Annotated in this window: 16 protein-coding genes; 8 read left to right on the top strand and 8 right to left on the bottom strand. The window is 65.2% G+C overall.

All coding sequences use genetic code 11. From position 1 onward, the window contains the following. Positions 1 to 35 precede the first annotated feature (35 nt). From ACREBX_RS11235 to ACREBX_RS11205, 7 genes are all read left to right on the top strand, one after another. Entirely contained in the window at positions 36 to 344 is a 309-nt protein-coding gene (locus ACREBX_RS11235) for a hypothetical protein (RefSeq protein WP_431561833.1), read from the top strand. Beyond that, positions 341 to 1,903: a PepSY-associated TM helix domain-containing protein gene (locus ACREBX_RS11230; RefSeq protein ID WP_431561832.1), complete on the top strand. Its 1,563-nt coding sequence runs from the start codon at positions 341 to 343 to the stop codon at positions 1,901 to 1,903. Before ACREBX_RS11235 ends, ACREBX_RS11230 begins: the two co-directional genes overlap by 4 nt. Further along, positions 1,900 to 2,187 carry a DUF3325 domain-containing protein gene (locus ACREBX_RS11225; RefSeq protein ID WP_431561831.1) on the top strand — a complete coding sequence of 96 codons (288 nt, stop codon included), beginning with the start codon at positions 1,900 to 1,902 and terminating at the stop codon, positions 2,185 to 2,187. The genes ACREBX_RS11230 and ACREBX_RS11225 overlap by 4 nt, the downstream gene beginning before the upstream one ends. Before the next feature lie 433 nt (positions 2,188 to 2,620). Then, a complete protein-coding gene (locus ACREBX_RS11220) occupies positions 2,621 to 3,187 on the top strand; it encodes an RNA polymerase sigma factor (RefSeq protein ID WP_431561830.1) in 567 nt (188 codons plus the stop codon). After that, entirely contained in the window at positions 3,177 to 4,139 is a 963-nt protein-coding gene (locus ACREBX_RS11215) for a FecR family protein (protein ID WP_431561829.1), read from the top strand. Before ACREBX_RS11220 ends, ACREBX_RS11215 begins: the two co-directional genes overlap by 11 nt. Then, positions 4,126 to 6,486 carry a TonB-dependent receptor domain-containing protein gene (locus ACREBX_RS11210; protein WP_431561828.1) on the top strand — a complete coding sequence of 787 codons (2,361 nt, stop codon included), beginning with the start codon at positions 4,126 to 4,128 and terminating at the stop codon, positions 6,484 to 6,486. The genes ACREBX_RS11215 and ACREBX_RS11210 overlap by 14 nt, the downstream gene beginning before the upstream one ends. A 129-nt stretch (positions 6,487 to 6,615) precedes the next feature. After that, positions 6,616 to 7,854 carry a MipA/OmpV family protein gene (locus ACREBX_RS11205; protein WP_431561827.1) on the top strand — a complete coding sequence of 413 codons (1,239 nt, stop codon included), beginning with the start codon at positions 6,616 to 6,618 and terminating at the stop codon, positions 7,852 to 7,854. Between the two features lie 149 nt (positions 7,855 to 8,003). Here ACREBX_RS11205 and ACREBX_RS11200 read toward each other — a convergent pair whose 3' ends face one another. From ACREBX_RS11200 to ACREBX_RS11165, 8 genes are all read right to left on the bottom strand, one after another. Further along, positions 8,004 to 9,680 (bottom strand): GMC family oxidoreductase, encoded by a 1,677-nt coding sequence (locus tag ACREBX_RS11200; RefSeq protein ID WP_431561826.1) that lies wholly within the window; start codon positions 9,678 to 9,680, stop codon positions 8,004 to 8,006. 22 nt (positions 9,681 to 9,702) lie between these two features. After that, positions 9,703 to 10,470, bottom strand: a complete 768-nt coding sequence (locus tag ACREBX_RS11195; protein ID WP_431561825.1) for a sugar phosphate isomerase/epimerase family protein — start codon at positions 10,468 to 10,470, stop codon at positions 9,703 to 9,705. Positions 10,471 to 10,538: 68 nt separating this feature from the next. Continuing rightward, the gene (locus ACREBX_RS11190) at positions 10,539 to 11,099 is read right to left on the bottom strand and encodes a gluconate 2-dehydrogenase subunit 3 family protein (protein ID WP_431561858.1); all 561 of its coding nucleotides are present in this window, start codon (positions 11,097 to 11,099) and stop codon (positions 10,539 to 10,541) included. After that, complete coding sequence (locus tag ACREBX_RS11185) at positions 11,099 to 11,926, bottom strand: 3-keto-disaccharide hydrolase (protein ID WP_431561824.1); 828 nt, start codon at positions 11,924 to 11,926, stop codon at positions 11,099 to 11,101. Before ACREBX_RS11185 ends, ACREBX_RS11190 begins: the two co-directional genes overlap by 1 nt. Positions 11,927 to 11,937: 11 nt before the next feature. After that, positions 11,938 to 12,846: a hydroxypyruvate isomerase family protein gene (locus ACREBX_RS11180; protein ID WP_431561823.1), complete on the bottom strand. Its 909-nt coding sequence runs from the start codon at positions 12,844 to 12,846 to the stop codon at positions 11,938 to 11,940. After that, complete coding sequence (locus ACREBX_RS11175; protein ID WP_431561822.1) at positions 12,843 to 14,141, bottom strand: MFS transporter; 1,299 nt, start codon at positions 14,139 to 14,141, stop codon at positions 12,843 to 12,845. The genes ACREBX_RS11180 and ACREBX_RS11175 overlap by 4 nt, the downstream gene beginning before the upstream one ends. 45 nt (positions 14,142 to 14,186) lie before the next feature. Further along, positions 14,187 to 15,230, bottom strand: coding sequence for a sugar phosphate isomerase/epimerase family protein (locus tag ACREBX_RS11170; RefSeq protein WP_431561821.1), 1,044 nt, complete (start codon positions 15,228 to 15,230; stop codon positions 14,187 to 14,189). Between the two features lie 16 nt (positions 15,231 to 15,246). Then, entirely contained in the window at positions 15,247 to 15,639 is a 393-nt protein-coding gene (locus ACREBX_RS11165) for a c-type cytochrome (protein ID WP_431561857.1), read from the bottom strand. A gap of 95 nt (positions 15,640 to 15,734) precedes the next feature. On the opposite strand from ACREBX_RS11165, the gene ACREBX_RS11160 reads away from it, so the two are divergent. Next, positions 15,735 to 16,946, top strand: a complete 1,212-nt coding sequence (locus ACREBX_RS11160) for a Gfo/Idh/MocA family protein (protein ID WP_431561820.1) — start codon at positions 15,735 to 15,737, stop codon at positions 16,944 to 16,946. Positions 16,947 to 17,213 lie beyond the last annotated feature (267 nt).

The raw sequence follows: 17,213 nt of genomic DNA, 5'->3' as shown, positions 1-17,213 counted from the left end.
TTGCGAGTCAGTCGCAATGTTGCGATAGGGGCGCCATGAGCAAGGCGGTCGAAATTTTGCGCGGCGCAGGGTGGCGCGATGTTGCTGTGCGCGCGCTGGCCGCCGTGCCGCTCAACTATGCCGTGACCAGTGCGCTGACCATGCTGATCGCGCGGCTTTTGCCCGGCGGTGCCCAGCAGGCGTCGGTCGGCGCGACGATGCTGTCCTTCGCCATCTTCGCGGGCGTTGCGTTGACCGCATTCGCGGTGCGCTCGGTTTCGCGGCTGTGGGCGGGGCTTATCGCGACCGGCGTGGCTGTGGGCCTCGCCGATTGGGGCCTCATCGTCTGGGGAGGCCGGTTGTGAAGAACGGCTTCCGGCAATCGATGGCCTGGCTTCACACCTGGACGGGCCTGCTGCTCGGTTGGCTGCTGTTCGCGATCTTCGTCACCGGCACTTCTTCCTATTTTCAGGAAGAGATTACCGCCTGGATGACGCCCGAGGTGCGCAGCGTTCCGGCGGACGGCCCGAAAAGCTTTGCGGCGGCGACGCGCTGGCTCGAGCGCGAAGCGCCGGACGCCAGCGAATGGTCGATCTATTCGGCGGGCAAGCGCGCTGCCGGCCTGCAACTCTACTGGGTCAACGGTCCCGATGCGCCGGCGGACGCGCCGACCGACGCACGGCTCGACGGCGCAGGGCGCAAGGCGGAGGCACGCGAAACGCGGGGCGGCGAGTTCCTCTACCGCTTCCACTATGACCTTCACTATATCAACTGGTACTGGGCGCGCTGGATTGTCGGGATCGCCGCGATGGCGATGCTCGTCGCGATCTTCTCGGGCATCGTCACGCACAAGAAGATCATCGCCGACTTCTTCCTGCTTCGTCTCGGCAAGGGACAGCGGAGCTGGCTCGATGCCCATAATGCGTCGAGCGTACTCTTCCTGCCGTTCATCCTGATGATCACCTATACCGGGCTGGTGAGCCTTGCGACCCACTATATGCCGTGGGGGATCGCCGCCAACTATGCCAACGAAGAGAAATTCTTCGAGGCGACTTTTCCCTGGCCGGCGCCTGCCGAAAAGGCGGGACCGGCGCCACTGATCGCGGTGGCGCCGCTGGTCGAGCGCGCCGAGCGCACATGGGGCGCGGGCGCCGGAAGTTTGCGCATCCTCAATCCGGGCGACCGGACGGCGCAGATCATCGTATCGACGGCTCCCGACGCTGGTATGTCGGTCCGGCCGCGCTCGCTGACCTTCGACGGGGTGACCGGGAAGCTGGTCGCCGCGCGCAATCCGTCGGGCGCGGCAACATCGACCGAAGGCACGATGATCGGCCTGCACGCCGGCCGCTTCTCCAGCGGCCTGCTGCGCGCCCTCTATTTTTTCTCGGGCCTTGCCGGCTGCATCATGGTCGCCTCAGGACTTATCCTGTGGACGGTAAAGCGCCGCGCCAAATTACCCGATCCGGAGCGGCCGCATTTCGGATTTCGCCTTGTCGAGAAGCTGAATATCGGCGCGATTGCCGGTCTGCCCTTCGCAATGGCTGTATATTTTCTCGCCAACCGCCTCTTGCCGCTTGGCGGCGCGGGTAGAAGCGACAGCGAGATCGCGGCCTTCTTCATCGCATGGGGCGCCGTGTTTGTCTGGTCGGTCGCCCGCCCGTCATCGCGTGCATGGGTCGAAGCTCTCGCTGTGACTGCGGCGTCATTCGCTTTGGTGCCGATCGTCAGTGCGCTCACGACCGACCGGTCGATTGTTGCCAGCCTGGCAGCCGGTGACCGGGTCTTTGCGGGCTTCGACATGACAATGTTGATCGTCGCTGCCGGCTTCGGTTGGGCGGCTTCAAAGGTGCTGCGTCGAGCGTCACGGCCAATGATCGGAACGGGCAGGCGAGAAAAGGCGTCGCCTGCGACGGAGCGCGCATGATCCACCTACTCCTTCTGTTTCTCGTTACCGCGGGCTTCGGCCTGCTTTGTCTTTCGCGCGCGCGGCATCAACGCGATCTGATCGGCCGCCAGCTTGCTTTTGGGGCGGCGAATTACGCGCGGTGGAGCGGAGTGTTGATCCTTGCCGTCGCATTCGCGCTCGCGGGCAGCCGCTTGGGATGGGCCGTCGGCACGCTCGAATGGCTCGGTCTGTCGAGCATGGGCGCGGTGCTGACGATGGCGCTACTTTCGCACCGATCGGGACGCATTACGTCGGCGCGCTGACCTTCATGTGGGGGGCGCTTTCGTGAGGCAGGGTCTCAAAGCGGCCGGTCTCCAAACGGCCAGTTTGGCCGCAAGATGCCCGGCAGCAACGCGCCAATTGCCACCTCGGCCATGGCTCCGCAAACCGGAAAATGCATGGTGGCTCGATCAGGTGGTATGGCCGAACGGGTTGCGCCCACAGAACGAGTAGGATAGGCCCTCGGGCCGCGGCCTGGTCGTGTGGATCGCCATTACCTGCTATTTGTAAGGACTTGGAGCCGCCTTTGACGGCATTTCTCGATCGAATGAGACAGTTTCGATGCGCCCTCTACTCGGCGGCGATCCTTACCCGATTGCCGTACCGGCTATCCCTTCGCGACGCCCCCCAGCTATGGACGGAAATACATCCATTCGGCTGCTGCCCGACGCTTCGCACCCCTGTTGCGAACCCGTCATGACCGACGGGGGACTCGTCCTGTTGTTCGGCGAGCTGCGTCCGGCGCTGGCGCGCTATCTGATGGCGCGCGGCGCGTCGTCCGACGAGGCGGAGGATATTCTTCAGGACATCCATATGAAGCTGCTGGCGGATAATATCGGCCCGGTCTCCCAGGCCCGTGCCTATCTCTACAGCATGACCAACAATCATTTCCTCATGCATCGCCGCACCGCGGGCCGGCGGGCGCGCCGCGAGGAGGATTGGGCGGGGATCAATGGCGGGCGCGACGGCGAGGTCGACGAACGGCCGTCGGTCGAGACCGAACTCATCGCGAGGGAACAGCTCGCCATCCTGCAACGCGTGCTCGACGATCTGCCCGAACGGAGCCGGATTATCTTTCGCCGCTTCCGGATCGATGGCGAGCCTCAGCGCCGGATAGCGGAGGAATTGGGGATCAGCGTGAGCGCCGTCGAGAAGCATCTGGCGCGGGCCTATGAAGCCATTACCTCGGCGCGGCTTCGATGGGATGAGGATCGCCCCGATCGGCGACATCTCACAGGTGAAAGAAACCGCCATGCCACGTGAGTCACAGGACAGTATCGGCGCGCGCGCGATCGAGTGGCATGTCAGGCTGCGCGATGGCGACGATGCGACATGGGAGGCATTCGCCGAGTGGCTCGCCGAAGACGTACGTCACGCGGAGGCGTATGATGCGGTCGAAGCGGCCGATCAGGCGATCGATCCCCTGTTGCCGCACGTCGTCATTCGCGAAGCCGCGAACGATCTCGACGAGCCGGTCCAGCCGTCGGCGCGGCGTCGATGGCGCCGGGGCCTTGTCGGCGGCACGATCGCGGCGTCGGTCGCCGCGGCCGTTCTGCTGTTTTCCAGCCCCGCGCCGAGCCGCTACGATGTCGTGACGGCGCCGGGCGAACGGCGGGTGGTCGCGCTCGACGCGGCGACCGAAGTCACGCTCAACGGCGCGACGCGGATGACGTTCGACCGCAACGACCCGCGTTTCGCTTCGCTCGCCTCGGGCGAAGCGCTGTTTCGGGTCCGGCACGACGTGCGGAACCCGTTCCGGCTCGAAGTGGGCGCCAATATCGTCGAGGATGCGGGAACGGTCTTCAACGTCGTGCATGAGCAGGGCGAGGTCCGCGTCGCCGTTGCGGAAGGCAAGATCGTCTATAATCCCGGGGCGGGGGCTGTCTCGCTCGACGCTGGCCAGAGCCTCGTCGATCGCGGCGCAAAAAATGTCAGGGTGACCGATGTCCCGATCGCGGCGGTCGGATCATGGAAGACGGGATCGCTCGTCTATGCCGGGGCTCCGCTGTCGCGCGTCGCCGAGGAGCTCAGCCGCGCGCTCGGGGTGCGCATCGCCGCCGCGCCATCGATTGCCGACCGGCCTTTTTCGGGGACGATCACCCTCGACGGCAGCGGCGTCGGGCAGCTCAGGCGGCTGAGTCCCGCACTGAACGTCGCCGTTGAAGAGCGGCCGGACGGGTGGATCATGGGGTCGGCCGGCAGTGCCGCACCATAGGTGGGCGGCGGCGACGGTCGCCCTGTTCGGCCTTGCGGCGACCGATCCGGCCCATGCGCGATCGTTCGACATCCCTCCGGGCCCGCTCGGTGAGGTGGCGGCCCGGCTGGGCGCGCAGGCCGGGATTACCATCGCCGTTCCCGATCCCGATATCGCGGCGCGCCGGTCGCCGGGGGTGAGGGGCGACTTTCCGGTTCGCGAGGCGCTCGACCGGGCTTTGCAGGGAACCGGCGCGGAGGCTATCTTTTACGATCGGACGACCGTCCGCCTCGTCCGCGGCCGCGCGGTGCCGAAGCGGCCGCCCCGACCGAAACCGGCACCGCCGAAGGCGCCAGCAGTACAGGTCGACCCGACCGATATCGTCGTCACCGCCAGCAAGCAGAATGTACCGCTCGACAGTTTTCCGGGTTCCGCGAAAATTGTCGGGCTCGATTCCGATTGGCTGGCACGCAGCGCGCCCGGCGGAACGGCTGCCATCACCGCCGTGCTGCCGACGCTCAACGCCACGAATCTTGGCCGGGGGCGCAATAAAATCTATGTGCGCGGTATCGCGGACAGCAGTTTCAACGGCCCGACCCAGGCGACGGTGGGGCAATATCTCGGCGATGTCCGTCTTTCCTACAATGCCCCGGATCCCGACCTCAACCTTTACGACCTCGATCGCGTCGAGGTCCTCGCGGGGCCGCAAGGAACGTTATACGGCGCCGGCTCGATTGGCGGTATCGTTCGGCTCGTGCCCAACGGGCCCGACAGCAGCTCGGCTTTTGCAAGCGCTTCGGTCGGCGTCAGTGCGACCCGCTTCGGCGGCGTTGGCGGCGATGTCGCCGCCATGGTCAATCTGCCGCTGGCGCAGGGACGGATGGGGCTGCGTGTTGTCGCCTATGGCGCGCGCGAGGCCGGCTATATCGATGACCCGGGCCGAAAACGGCGCGACATCAATAGTGGCCACAATTTTGGCCAGCGGCTGATCTGGCGCATCGACGATGTCGCGGGATGGACCGTCGACGTCGGCGGGGTAAATCAGCGGATCAGGTCCGATGACGGACAATATCTGCTGCGCGGCGAGCCGCCGCTCGAGCGTCGCAACAGCCTGTCGCAGCCGTTCCGGAACGAATATCATCTCGCCTATGTCACCGCGCGGCGACCGATGGGGAGGGGCGAACTCGTCTCGACGAGCTCGGTTGCACGGCAGGATCTCTCGACGGTGTTCGACGCGACGGGGACCGGCGCGGCGGCAGCGCCGCGGCGGTTCGAGGAGCAAAATGATTTCACCTTCTGGTCGCATGAAACGCGGCTTTCGGGTGGCGGCGCGAAAACGCCGTGGGTTGCGGGCCTCGCGGCTATCCATAATGTCAGCCGCGTGTCGCGGTGGCTGGGACCGCCCGATGCGCCCGAGCAGATCGCGGGGGTACGCAACCGCCAGCTGGAGCTTTCGCTCTTTGGACAGGCGACGCTTCCGGTCACGCGTTCGCTGCACCTGACGATGGGCGGGCGCCTCTCCATGGGACGCGGCGCGGGGCGACTGGTCGGCGACGGCTCCGACGGACCCGAGGAAACATCCAAGCGGCGGGCGCAGTTCGCGGCAACGGTTGCGCTCGACTGGCGCCTCAGTCCGTCATTGTCGATCTACTCGCATTACCAGGAAGGTTTCAGGGCCGGCGGCTTCGCGGTTGCGCCTGCCGGATCGGCGACGGGCGGCCAGGAGTTTCGGAGCGACGAACTGGGTCAGGTCGAACTGGGCGTCCGGTGGCGAGACAGGGATCGCGACCGTTTGTCGCTTCGCGCCGCCCTGTTCGCGGTCGACTGGAATAATGTACAGGCCGATCTCGTCGACGAGGGCGGCCTGCCCTATACGGCGAATATCGGCAACGGCCGGATATACGGGCTGGACGGCGAAATTCAGTGGCGCGCGACGCCGTCGCTGACGTTGACCGCGGCGGCGTTCCTCAACCAGAGCTTTCTCTATGACGTCCCGCCTGAATTCGGGGAGCCGAACAAGAACACGCTTCCCAATATTCCCGACGACGGGTTGCGGCTCGGGGTGGCGTGGCGCACCCGGCTGGCACGGAACGCCAGTCTCACCGTCGATGCATCGTTTCGCGGTTTCGGCAAGTCGAACCTGGGCGTGGGGCGCTTGCTCGACGTCTCGCAAGGCAATTACGGGGTCGTCGGTATCGGTGCGCGGCTCGGGTTTCCCCGTTTCGGCCTGTCGCTCGACATCTCGAACCTTCGCGACACGCGCGCGAACAGCTTCGCATTCGGCAACCCGTTCGGGCTGGCGGGTCGGAACCAGATAACCCCCGTGCGTCCGCGCACGATCCGTCTGGGGATCGACGCCCGCTTCTGACCCCTGACGCCGCTCCGGCCGAAACGGCGGGATTTTCCGCCATTTTGCGTCCCGGCAAAGCCGTCCGTCATTTTTTTGATGAGGAACGGCTCTCCTTTCGGCGTCTCAGGGGGGAAGGAGAAGCCGCCGATGGCCGACGAATTGACGCCGCTGGAAAAGCAAGTGATCGCCTTGTCCCTCGGCGATCCGCGTTCCAGCCTGATGCCACGCAGCAATGTCTTTCTGTGGTTTTTCGGACACCGGGTGACGTCGCTTCCGCTCGCCAATCCCCGGCTCGAGGCGCTGCGGCGCTATGCGATCCTGAGCCGGACGTCGAAGCAAAGCCTTCCACAAGGCGAATGCGATCGCCTTTGCCACGCGGGGTATGATGCCCGGCAGAAGGAAGCGATCGACCGGCTGATCGCGCCGCATCGAATACAGAATAATTTTCGCGTCCGCGTCGGCAGCTTTGTCCGGCGTCGTGCGGAAAACCGGGCGCCGGGCTGCCCCCTCCCGTTCACAGCCCCGGCGTCCGGACCCATCCGATCCCTTATTCCCCCCAGCATAGCGAAGGAAAATATGCGCAATTTCTCCACTCCCCGAACGCGTTCCACCCTCTTGCTCGCGATGCTCCCGTTCGCGATGGCGCCCGCCGCCGTCCCGGCGCAGACGCAGTCGCCGATTCAGGGGCCGTCGGATGGTCCCGACGACGGCAGCGACCAGATCACAATCGGCATCGGCGGGCTCTATGCGCCGGCTTATCAGGGCGCGGACGATTACAGGTTCCAGCCGCTGCCCATGGTCGATGTGAGATGGGGCCGTTTCTTCGTCAATCTGCAGGACGGTATCGGGGCCAATATCCTCGATTCCGAACATGTGACCGTTGGCGTCGGACTTACCCCGGTCGGCGGCTACCGCGCGAAGGATGCGCCTGATGGCATCGGCAAGCTGTCGCTGGGCCTCGGCGGGCGCGGTTTCGTGAAGCTTCGGCAGGGCGGCTTCGAAGCGACGCTCGGCGCGACCAAGATCATCACTGGCAATACCGAAGGCGTCATCGCGGATGCCAGCCTCGCCTATCCGATCACGGCAAGCGACAAGCTCACGCTGGTCCCGTCGATCGGCACGACCTGGGGGGACCGCAAGCATAACAACCGCTATTTCGGGGTGACCGCGGAGCAATCCGCCGCGTCGGGCCTTCCGCAATATCGGGCGGGCAGCGGGCTCGTCGATGCCAAGGCCGAACTTGCCGTTGTCTACCGCCTGACCGATCGCATCGGAGTGATGGCGGTGGGGGGCGTGTCGTCGTTGCTCGGCGACGCGAAGGACAGCCCGATCGTCTATCACAAGACACGTCCCTACGGGGTTTTCGCGGTCACCTATAGCTTCTGAGTTTAGGGTGTTCCCCGTCAGCGATCCGCACAGAGGATCGGTGAAGTCATATTGCAGCGTTGCGCTGAACAGATAGCCTGGCAATCGCGATAGGAAAGATTGAAGCGGCCAAAGGGGCGGGGCGGGGCGGTGGGGACAACCGACCGCCCCTAGATGCTGCCGGCTTTGAGCAGCTTTACTGCGTGGTCGGCAGCGCGCGCGGTCAATGCCATAAAGGTGAGCGACGGGTTGACGCACGAGATCGATGCCATCTGGGCGCCGTCGGTGACGAACAGATTGGCGGCGTCGTGCGCCTGGCCCCATTTGTTGAGCACCGACTGGCGTGGATCGGCTCCCATACGGGCGCCGCCCATTTCATGGATGGCGTCGCCGGGTACATGTTCGCTGCGCTCGCTGGTGACGCTCTGCAGGCCCGCCTTGCGCAGCATCGCTTCGCCTTCGCTGCGCGCATCGTCCATCATGCGGATCTCGTTCTCGCGGAAGGTGACGTCGAAGCGCATCAGCGGGATGCCGAACCGGTCGACCTTGTCGGCGTGCAGGCTGACGCGATTATCTTCATAAGGCAGGCATTCGCCGAAGGCGCCCATGCTGAATTTCCATGGGCCATAACCGCGCATGCTATGCTTCATCGCGGCGCCGAAGCCCTGTGGCTTGGCTGGTTCGCGGCGCGCGCTGCCCTGATAGCCATAGCCGCGGCGAAAGCCGACGCCCTCCTCGCCGCCCACATTGCGGAAGCGCGGGATATAGACGCCTCCCGGACGGCGGCCATATTCGATAAAGTCGGTCATCCCCGGAATCTCGCCCGAGATGCCGACGCGGAAGATATGATCCATCACATAGCGGCCCAATGTTCCGCTGGAATCGAAATGGCTCTTGCCGCTGCCGGGGATGCGCGAGTTCATCAATATCTGGGTCGAGGCCATGGCCGAGGCGCAGAGAAAGACGATGCGGGCGGGTATCACTTCCGCCTGCTTCGTCTTCGCATCGATCACGCGCACGCCAGTGACTTTCTTTGTCCCTGGATCATATTCGAGATTGGAGACCACCGCGTCGGACCGCAACGTCAACCGCCCGGTGGCGCGCGCCGCGGGCAGGGTGACCGCCTGGGTCGAGAAATAGGCCCCGAACGAGCAGCCGCGCCCGCATTGGTTGCGGAACTGGCATTTGCTGCGGCCCTGATCCTCCTTGTCCTCGGTCATGTTCGAAAGGCGGGTGTTGATCAGCTTGCGCCCCGGCGAGGTCGTCTCGAGCCGTTCCTTCACCCATTTTTCGGCGATGTTCATCTGCATCGGCGGCTGGAATGCACTGTCGGGCAGCTGCGGCAGATTCTCGCGCGATCCCGACACGCCGATATATTTTTCGACATAATCGTACCAAGGCGCGAGGTCGTCATAGCGGATCGGCCAGTCGATCCCGACATTCTCGCGCTTGTTCGCCTCGAAGTCCTCCGGCGACCAGCGGAAGCTCCAGCGCCCCCAGATCAGCGACTTGCCGCCAACCGCGGCGGGCCGGATCCAGTAGAATTTCTCGCCCTCGTCATAGGCATAGGGGTTGAGCCGGTCGTTGTTGTAGAATTTCTGGTTCGACGGCGAAACATAGCCGTGCTTGGCGATGAAATAGTCGCTCTCGACGAGCGCCTTGGGCATCGTGTCGCGCGCCGGAATCTCATAGGCCGGCTTGCCGTCGAAATCATAATCCTCGCCATGCTCGACCATCACCCCGCGGTCGAGCATCAGGACCTTGAGGCCCTTTTCGGTCAATTCCTTCGCGGCCCATCCGCCGCTCACTCCGGAGCCGATGACGATCGCATCGAACGTGTCGGTCATATCTTGATCCTCGAATATCGGGTTACGCGCGAAGGCGGTTGAGCGTGGTGAAGCTGGTCCGGATGTCGGGAAGATAGGGCGCGGGCGACTGGTCGTTCTCGACATAGAAATGCCTCACGCCGGCGATGGCATTGAGCGCGAAGATGTCGGCGAAATCGATCACGCCCTTGCCGACGCTGGTCATCTTTCCATCGGCGGTGCGATCCTTGACATGATAGGCGTAGATGCGGCCCGGCAAGCGCCGGATGATCGCCTTGGGATCTTCGCCCGCAGCGACTGCCCAGAACAGGTCGAGCTCGACCTGAACCAGCGCCGGATCGGCGTCGGCGATCAGCGTGTCGAACAGGCTGACGCCGCCCGGCTTCACGGTGAATTCGAAATCATGATTGTGATAGGCAAAGCCCAGCCCGGCTTTCTTGAGCCGCTCGGCATAGCGGTTGAAATTGGCGACGGCTGCCTTCCATCCCTCGGCGTTGCGATGCGCATCGACCATGTAGGGAACGACCAGCGTGTCGGCGCCCAGCGCCTTGGTCATCGCGACCGCGCCGTCGAAATCACTGGCGAGCGCCTCATAGGCGACATGGATCGACGGCGATGTCAGCCCCAGCCGGTCCATCGTCTTGCGGAGCGTTTCATGGTCCATCTTGTCATAGCCGCCGCCGCCATATTCGACTTCGCTATAGCCGATTTCCGCCACCTTCTCGAGCGTTCCCATCGGATCCTTCGAGAAGAGTTCGCGCACGGTGTAGAGCTGGATGCCGATGGGCTTCGGCTTGGAACTCCGCGCCATCAGGGGCGCCCCGGTAAGTGTTGCTGCTAGCGCGGCGCCACCCGCCATCCATTGCCGTCTGTTGATTATCATGACGAAAAGACCTTGTTGACCTCGGAATAGAGATAAGCGCCGTCGTAGCGGCCGGGGACGGGAAGATATTCGCGCTCCTGGGTGATGCCGACTTCCGACGTGAAATAGCCGGTGAGCACGAGCTGGCGGAACTTGTCGAAGAAGTCCTTGCCGCCGGCCAGCTTGCCTTCCATCGCCAGCGTCAGCAGCGCGTCCTGCTGCGCGGGCGTCGCCTTGTCGGCGGCGACCTTGAAATCGGTCCGGCTGCGCGCCTCGATTGCGTCGAGCCCCGCGAGGATCGGCTTGCGATCGTCGGGCGACGCCCAATCGGCGAGCAGTTTCTCGATATATTCGGGGACGCCGGCGGCGATCGCGCCGGGGGTGTCGGTGGTCGGCATCACGCGTTCGCTGAGCGCGGTCATCAGCGCGCGCTGCTGCGCGGTGAACACCGGCGATGAGGGTGGGCCGTCGCTGATGATCGGGGCCGCCTCCGCCCCCGCCGCGCGCGCGATCGGGGCGAACAGGCCGGCGCCGAACATCGCGACCATGCCGGCCAGCGCGTCTCTGCGGTCGATGATCATTTCACGGTCCCTTCGAAATCGTGGCTCGCGGCGGCTTCGGGCAGCGGACGCACCCAGATGTTCCGGAACGACACCGGCGAACCATGGTCCTGGAGCTGGATCGGCGCGGCATCGCCATGCGCTTCATACTGCGCGACCTTGCGCCAGACGGTGCTGCCGAGCCAGGGCTGGCGGTTCTGCACGAGCACGCCGTTCAAGAAGGCGGTGATATAGGCGGGACGCAGCAGCTTGCCGTCGGGTCCAAAATGCGGGCGTTCGAAGACGATATCGTAACTCTGCCATTCGCCGGGCTTGCGCGAGGGGTTCACCAGCGGCGGCTTCCAGGCGTAGATCGCGCCGACGGTGCCGTCGGCATAAGTGGGGTTCTGATAGCCGTCGAGGATCTGGATCTCGTAGCGCTGCATGAACCAGATGCCGCTGTTGCCGCGATCCTGCGAGCTGTGAACCGGCGGGTTGGGTGAGCGGAATTCGAGGTGGAGCTGGACGTCGCCGAAGCTTTGCTTGCTGACCAGCGCATTCTCGCCGCGGCCGCCCAACGGCGGGATCGACGTCACCGCGCCGTCCTCGACGATCCATGGCCTTGCCTTCGCCTGCCACGCGTCGAGCGATTTGCCGTCAAACAGAACCACCGCGTCGGAGGGCGCCGCGCCGGGAACAGTGCCCGGGGTCACGATCGTCGGATGGCGGCGGTCGGAATCGTGCACGCGCCATTGGCCGTCGGGCAGCATCGGCGTGTCCTTGAATCCGGGCTTTTCCTGTGCGGCAGCGGAACTGCCCGCCGTGCCGGCGACCGCGATTGCTGCGGCCCATGCGATATGCCTCACTCGTGTCTCCCTCATGCCGCGTCGATCGCGCGATAGGCGGCGATCAGCCGCTCTTCGCCGGCTCGCCCATTGACCGAATTGCCGTGTTCCATGCCGATCACGCCCGAAAATTTCTTTGCGCGGAGCCAGCGGACGATATTGCGATAATTGATCTCGCCGCTCCCGGGCTCGTTCCGGCCGGGATTGTCGCCGAACTGGATGTAGGCGATCTCGTCCCAGCAGCTGTCCAGCGTGTTGATGAGATTCCCGGCCTGAATCTGCTCGTGGTACAGGTCCGCCAATATCTTGATCGCCGGGCTGTTCACCGCCCTCGCGACCGCATAGCCTTGCGGTACGGTCGACATGAAGACGCCGGGATGGTTCACCAGCGTATTGAGCGGCTCCATCACCATGACAAGCCCGTGCGGTTCATAGATGTCCGCGCCGCGCCGCAGCACGTCGATCACCCGCCCGGTCTGGATATCGACCGGCAGCTTGCGGTCCATGAAGCCGGTGACGATCGTCATATGCCTGGAATTGAGCCGCTTGGCGACATCGACCGACGCGCGGATGTCGGCAAGGAAGCGTTCGCGATCGCCATCGTCGTTGCCGCCCAGCAGCGGCCGGAACTCGGACCATCGCGGCATGCTCGCGACGAACACGCCCATCGTCATGTCCCGCTGCTGCAACGCGCGCGCCATCGCGGTCTGGTCGACGACCGAACGGCCGGCCGCCTCATTATCCTCCCAAGCCGTGAAACCTTGATCGGCGGCATAAGCAATCTGTTCGAGCCGCCCTCCGCGGCTTTTGAAGCTGCCTTCGTGCGGGGCATATTTCATCGAAAAGCGCGCCGCGTTCTGCGCCATCGCGCCGTTCGTCGCCGTCGCTGCGGCGGCCGCGACGGCGCCGCCCGCCAGAACCGCCCGGCGCGAAAGGCTCATGCCGCCTCGCCCGCGAGCGTCGCGCGCGACTTGCCGCGCTCGCGCAGCCAGATGAAGCCGAACACCGCGAGCAGGATCACCGGCAGGATCGCCAGCCGCTGGAACGACAGTGACGCGGCGGCATCCTCGACCGCCAGCTTCGCAGCGCCGGTCAGCGCCGCGAACGCTTCGGGCCCGCCGGCGAACTCGATCTTGGCCCGATCGAACATCGCACCCAGCTGCGGCAGTACGAAGAAGCTGGCGAGCGCGCCCGCCGATCCGACGAGCCCCATCGCCCACGATCCGCCGCGCGGATAGCGTTCGGCGACCGAGGCGAGCATCGTCGGCCACATCACGCAGACGCCGAGGCCCCAGACGGTGGCGGCGATGACTGCGGCGACGGGCGACTGCGCCTGGCTGAGCATGAACAGGCCGATCGCGGCGAGCAGGCTCGATACCCACAGCAGTCCCGGGTTCGAGATCCTGTTCGCGAGCCGGCCCGCGAAATGGCGGAATATGAACATCAGCGCGTTGACATAGACGAGCAGCAGGATGCCGCGCATGCCCACACGGTTCGACAAGGCGACGTCGATCCATTGGCCGGGCGCCAGCTCGGACGCCGCGGTCAGGAACATCGCCGCGAACCAGATGAAGAAACTGGGACGGCGAAACACCTCGCCCATCATTTCGCCGAAGCTGACGCCGCTTTCGCTGCGCAGCGGCGGCGGAAAGGTGGTGGTGAGGGCGATCACGACGGTCGCTGCGGCGGGGAGCATGACCAGCGCCATGATCCCCTGCCACGGGAGCGTCGCCGACAGGAAGAAGCCGGCGAGCCCGCCGACGATGATGCCGCCGGGGAACCAGGCGTGCAGCACATTGAGCCGGTGGGTGGTATCGTGGGGGTAGAGCTGCGCGGTCAGCGGATTGATCGCCGCCTCGGTCAGTCCCCAGCCAATGCCGCTGAGCAGCATGCCCGTCCACACGACCCAATAGATGGTCATGCCGGTCGCGACATGGCCCGCGGTGACGATCATCAACGGGCCGAGGATGAAGCACAGCCCCGCGCCGGCGAGGCAGCGCTTCATGCCGATCTGGTCGAGCAGTGCGCTGGCGACGAACAGGGTGATCGCGAAGCTGAGGAATGCGGCGCCCAGCGCGGCGGCGATCAGCTCGCCCGCCTGCAATGGAGCGATCGGGTCGATCCATTCGGCCTTGAGCCCGCTGGCGATCGCGCCGCGGATCGCAAGGCTCGCCGCGGCGGTGAACAGCGCGAGCACACCCAGCCAGAACAAGCGCCCCTTGTGCAATGTCGTCATCCCTGCGTCCCCTTTGTTATTATGGTTTGCATGTCTGCCCTGTCGTCAGGTCAGCCCCAGCATCGCGCGGTTGAGCGCCGGATCGCTGCCTCCCGCGAAATCGTCGAAGGCTTTGTCGGCTTTGCGAATCATATGCGCGGCGATGAAGGGCGCGCCTTCGCGCGCGCCGTCCTCGGGATGCTTCAGGCAGCATTCCCATTCGAGCACCGCCCAGCCGGCGTAGCCATATTGCGTCAGGCGCGAGAAGATGCCGCCGAAGTCCACCTGACCGTCGCCGAGCGAGCGGAAACGGCCGGGGCGATCGACCCAGTCCTGAAAACCGCCATAGACCCCCGAGCGCCCGGTCGGATTCAGTTCGGCGTCCTTGACGTGGAACATGCGGATCCGCTCGTGATAAATGTCGATGAACTGCAGATAGTCGAGCGCCTGCAGCACATAATGGCTGGGGTCGTAGAGGATGTTGGCGCGCGGATGGTTGTCGACGCCGGCGAGGAAGCGTTCGAAGGTCACGCCGTCGTGCAAATCCTCGCCGGGATGGATCTCATAGGCGAGATCGATGCCTTGCTTGTCGAAGGCGTCGAGGATCGGCCGCCAGCGTTTCGCGAGTTCGGCGAACGCCTCCTCGATCAGTCCCGCGGGGCGCTGCGGCCACGGATAGAGATAGGGCCAGGCGAGCGCGCCCGAAAAGGTCGCATGGGCATCGAGGCCCAGCCGCCGGCTCGCCTTGGCGGCCAGATGAAGCTGCTCCACCGCCCATGCCTGACGCTCGGCCGGCTTGCCCTTCAGAGCGTCGGGCGCGAAGCCGTCGAACTGGGCATCATAGGCGGGATGCACCGCGACCAGCTGGCCCTGCAGATGCGTCGACAGCTCGGTGATCTCGACACCGGCCTCGCGGCAGGTGCCGGCGAGCTCGTCGCAATAATCCTGGCTTTCGGCCGCCTGACGCAGATCGATGCAGCGGCTGTCCCATGTCGGGATCTGGATGCCCACATAGCCGGCATTCGCCATCCAGCGCGCCGCCGAGGGCAGCGTGTCGAACGGCGCGGAGTCGCCCATGAACTGCGCGAGGAAAATAGCCGGACCCTTCATGCGGATACCTTTCCGGTCATTTGGCGGTTTCGGTCTTGAGCCAGGCGATCAGCGCCGCGCGGCGCGCCGGGTCGGTCACCTTGACGACCATGCGCGTGCCGGGAACCTTTTTCGTCGGAGCCGCGAGATATTCGTCGAGCGACTTGTCATCCCAGCGAATCTTGGATGCCTTGAGCGCCGGGCTATAGTTGAATCCGGCGACCGCGCCGGCTTGCCGGCCAAACAGGCCGCGAAGATTGGGTCCCATGGTGCTTTTACCGCCGGCCTCCAGCGTATGGCAGGCGCGGCACGCTGCGAAAGCCTGTGCGCCGGCGCCTTGGGCCGGGCCCGCCCGCACAGTCAGCGAAGGCGCAAGCGTCAACGCACAAGATATTGCTCCCGCTAGTGGCAGGGCGAACAGAAATTTCATTATCCTCTCCCGTCTGGCAACAGCCGGTGCGATCATGTAACCGTTCGAAATCGAATTATGCAAACAATTTTAGAAATTCATGCCGGGGGAATGCGATGAATACGCAGTCAAAAACGCGATACGGTATGGTTGGCGGCGGCGAAGGCGCCTTCATCGGCGCGGTACACCGGATGGCCGCGGCGCTCGACGGCGAGTTTGCGTTGGTATGCGGCGCGTTCAGCAGCGACGCCGAACGTAATGGGCGGAGCGCCGCCGCACTCGGGCTCGATCCCGTTCGTGCATACGCGACGCTTGACGCACTGCTGGGGGGCGAGGCCGCGCTGCCCGAGGATCAGCGGATGGAGGCGTTGGCGATCGTCACCCCGAATCATCTGCACGCTCCGATGGCGATCGCCGCGCTCGATGCCGGTTTCCACGTCCTGTCCGAAAAGCCGATGGCGCTGAGCCTCGCCGAGGCGCGGGCGATTGATGCGGCCGTGGCCCGCAGCGGCAAGCTCTATGGCCTGGCCTTCACCTATAGCGGCTACCCGCTGATCGAAGAGGCGCGGGTGCGCGTCGCACGCGGCGATTTCGGCAAGATCCGGTTGGTGCAGGTCGAATATTCGCAAGGCTGGCTCAGCCGGCCGATCGACCAGGGCGGCAACAAGCAAGCCGAATGGCGCACCGATCCTGCCCGCGCGGGACTGGGCGGCTGCCTGGGCGATATCGGGACCCACGCCTTCCAGCTTGCCGAACATGTGTCCGGGCTGGCGGTCGAATCGCTCAGCGCCGACCTGACAACGCATGTTCCGGGCCGCCGCCTCGACGACGATGTGGCGGTGTTGCTGCGTCTCGAAGGCGGCGCGCGCGGCGTGCTGAAGGCCAGCCAGATCGCCGCGGGCGACGAAAACGGCCTGTGCCTGCGCATCCATGGCGAGGAAGGCGGCCTCGAATGGTCGCAGATGGAGCCGAACAGCTTGACGCTCCGCTGGCTTGACCGGCCGACCGAGGTGATCCGCGCCGGCGGTCCTGGGCTCGATCCGTCGGCGATGGCACGGCTGCGCACGCCTGCGGGGCACCCCGAGGGCTATATTGAGGCGTTCGCCAACCTTTATCGCGGCTTCGGCCGCACCCTTCGTGCGGGCGCCTCGACCCCGCCGCCGCCTGGCGCGGCTGACTGGTTCCCCGGAATCCGCGATGGCCTGCGGACGATGACCTTCGTCGAAGCGGTGATCGAAAACAGTGCCGGCGAAGCGAAATGGACCGCACTCGCCGACGTCCCGAACGATCGCCCGCTTTCGAGCGCGATCGAAATCCCAAAAGGCTGAGGCTCGCCTCGGCTCGCAGGCCGATGACCAGCGCATCGGCGATGGCAGGGTCAGCCGACGGGCGATGGATGTACCGGTCGATGATTTCCCAGTGGAAGGGTGGATCTCGTGCGGCCGGGAACGCGGATCGTCGCGGTCGGCGCCCGCCCCATTTTACGCCCGCTATGTCAGCCGCGCAGTGCCGCCGAGATGGCGACAAGGCCCGCTTCCATTTCCTCGCGTGTCGGCCAGCCGTAACCCAAACGGAAATAGGTGTCGGGCAGGTCG

It is taken from the genome of Sphingopyxis sp., assembly GCF_050725655.1.
GTDB lineage: Bacteria > Pseudomonadota > Alphaproteobacteria > Sphingomonadales > Sphingomonadaceae > Sphingopyxis.
This window is presented reverse-complemented; position numbering and strand designations above follow the sequence as displayed.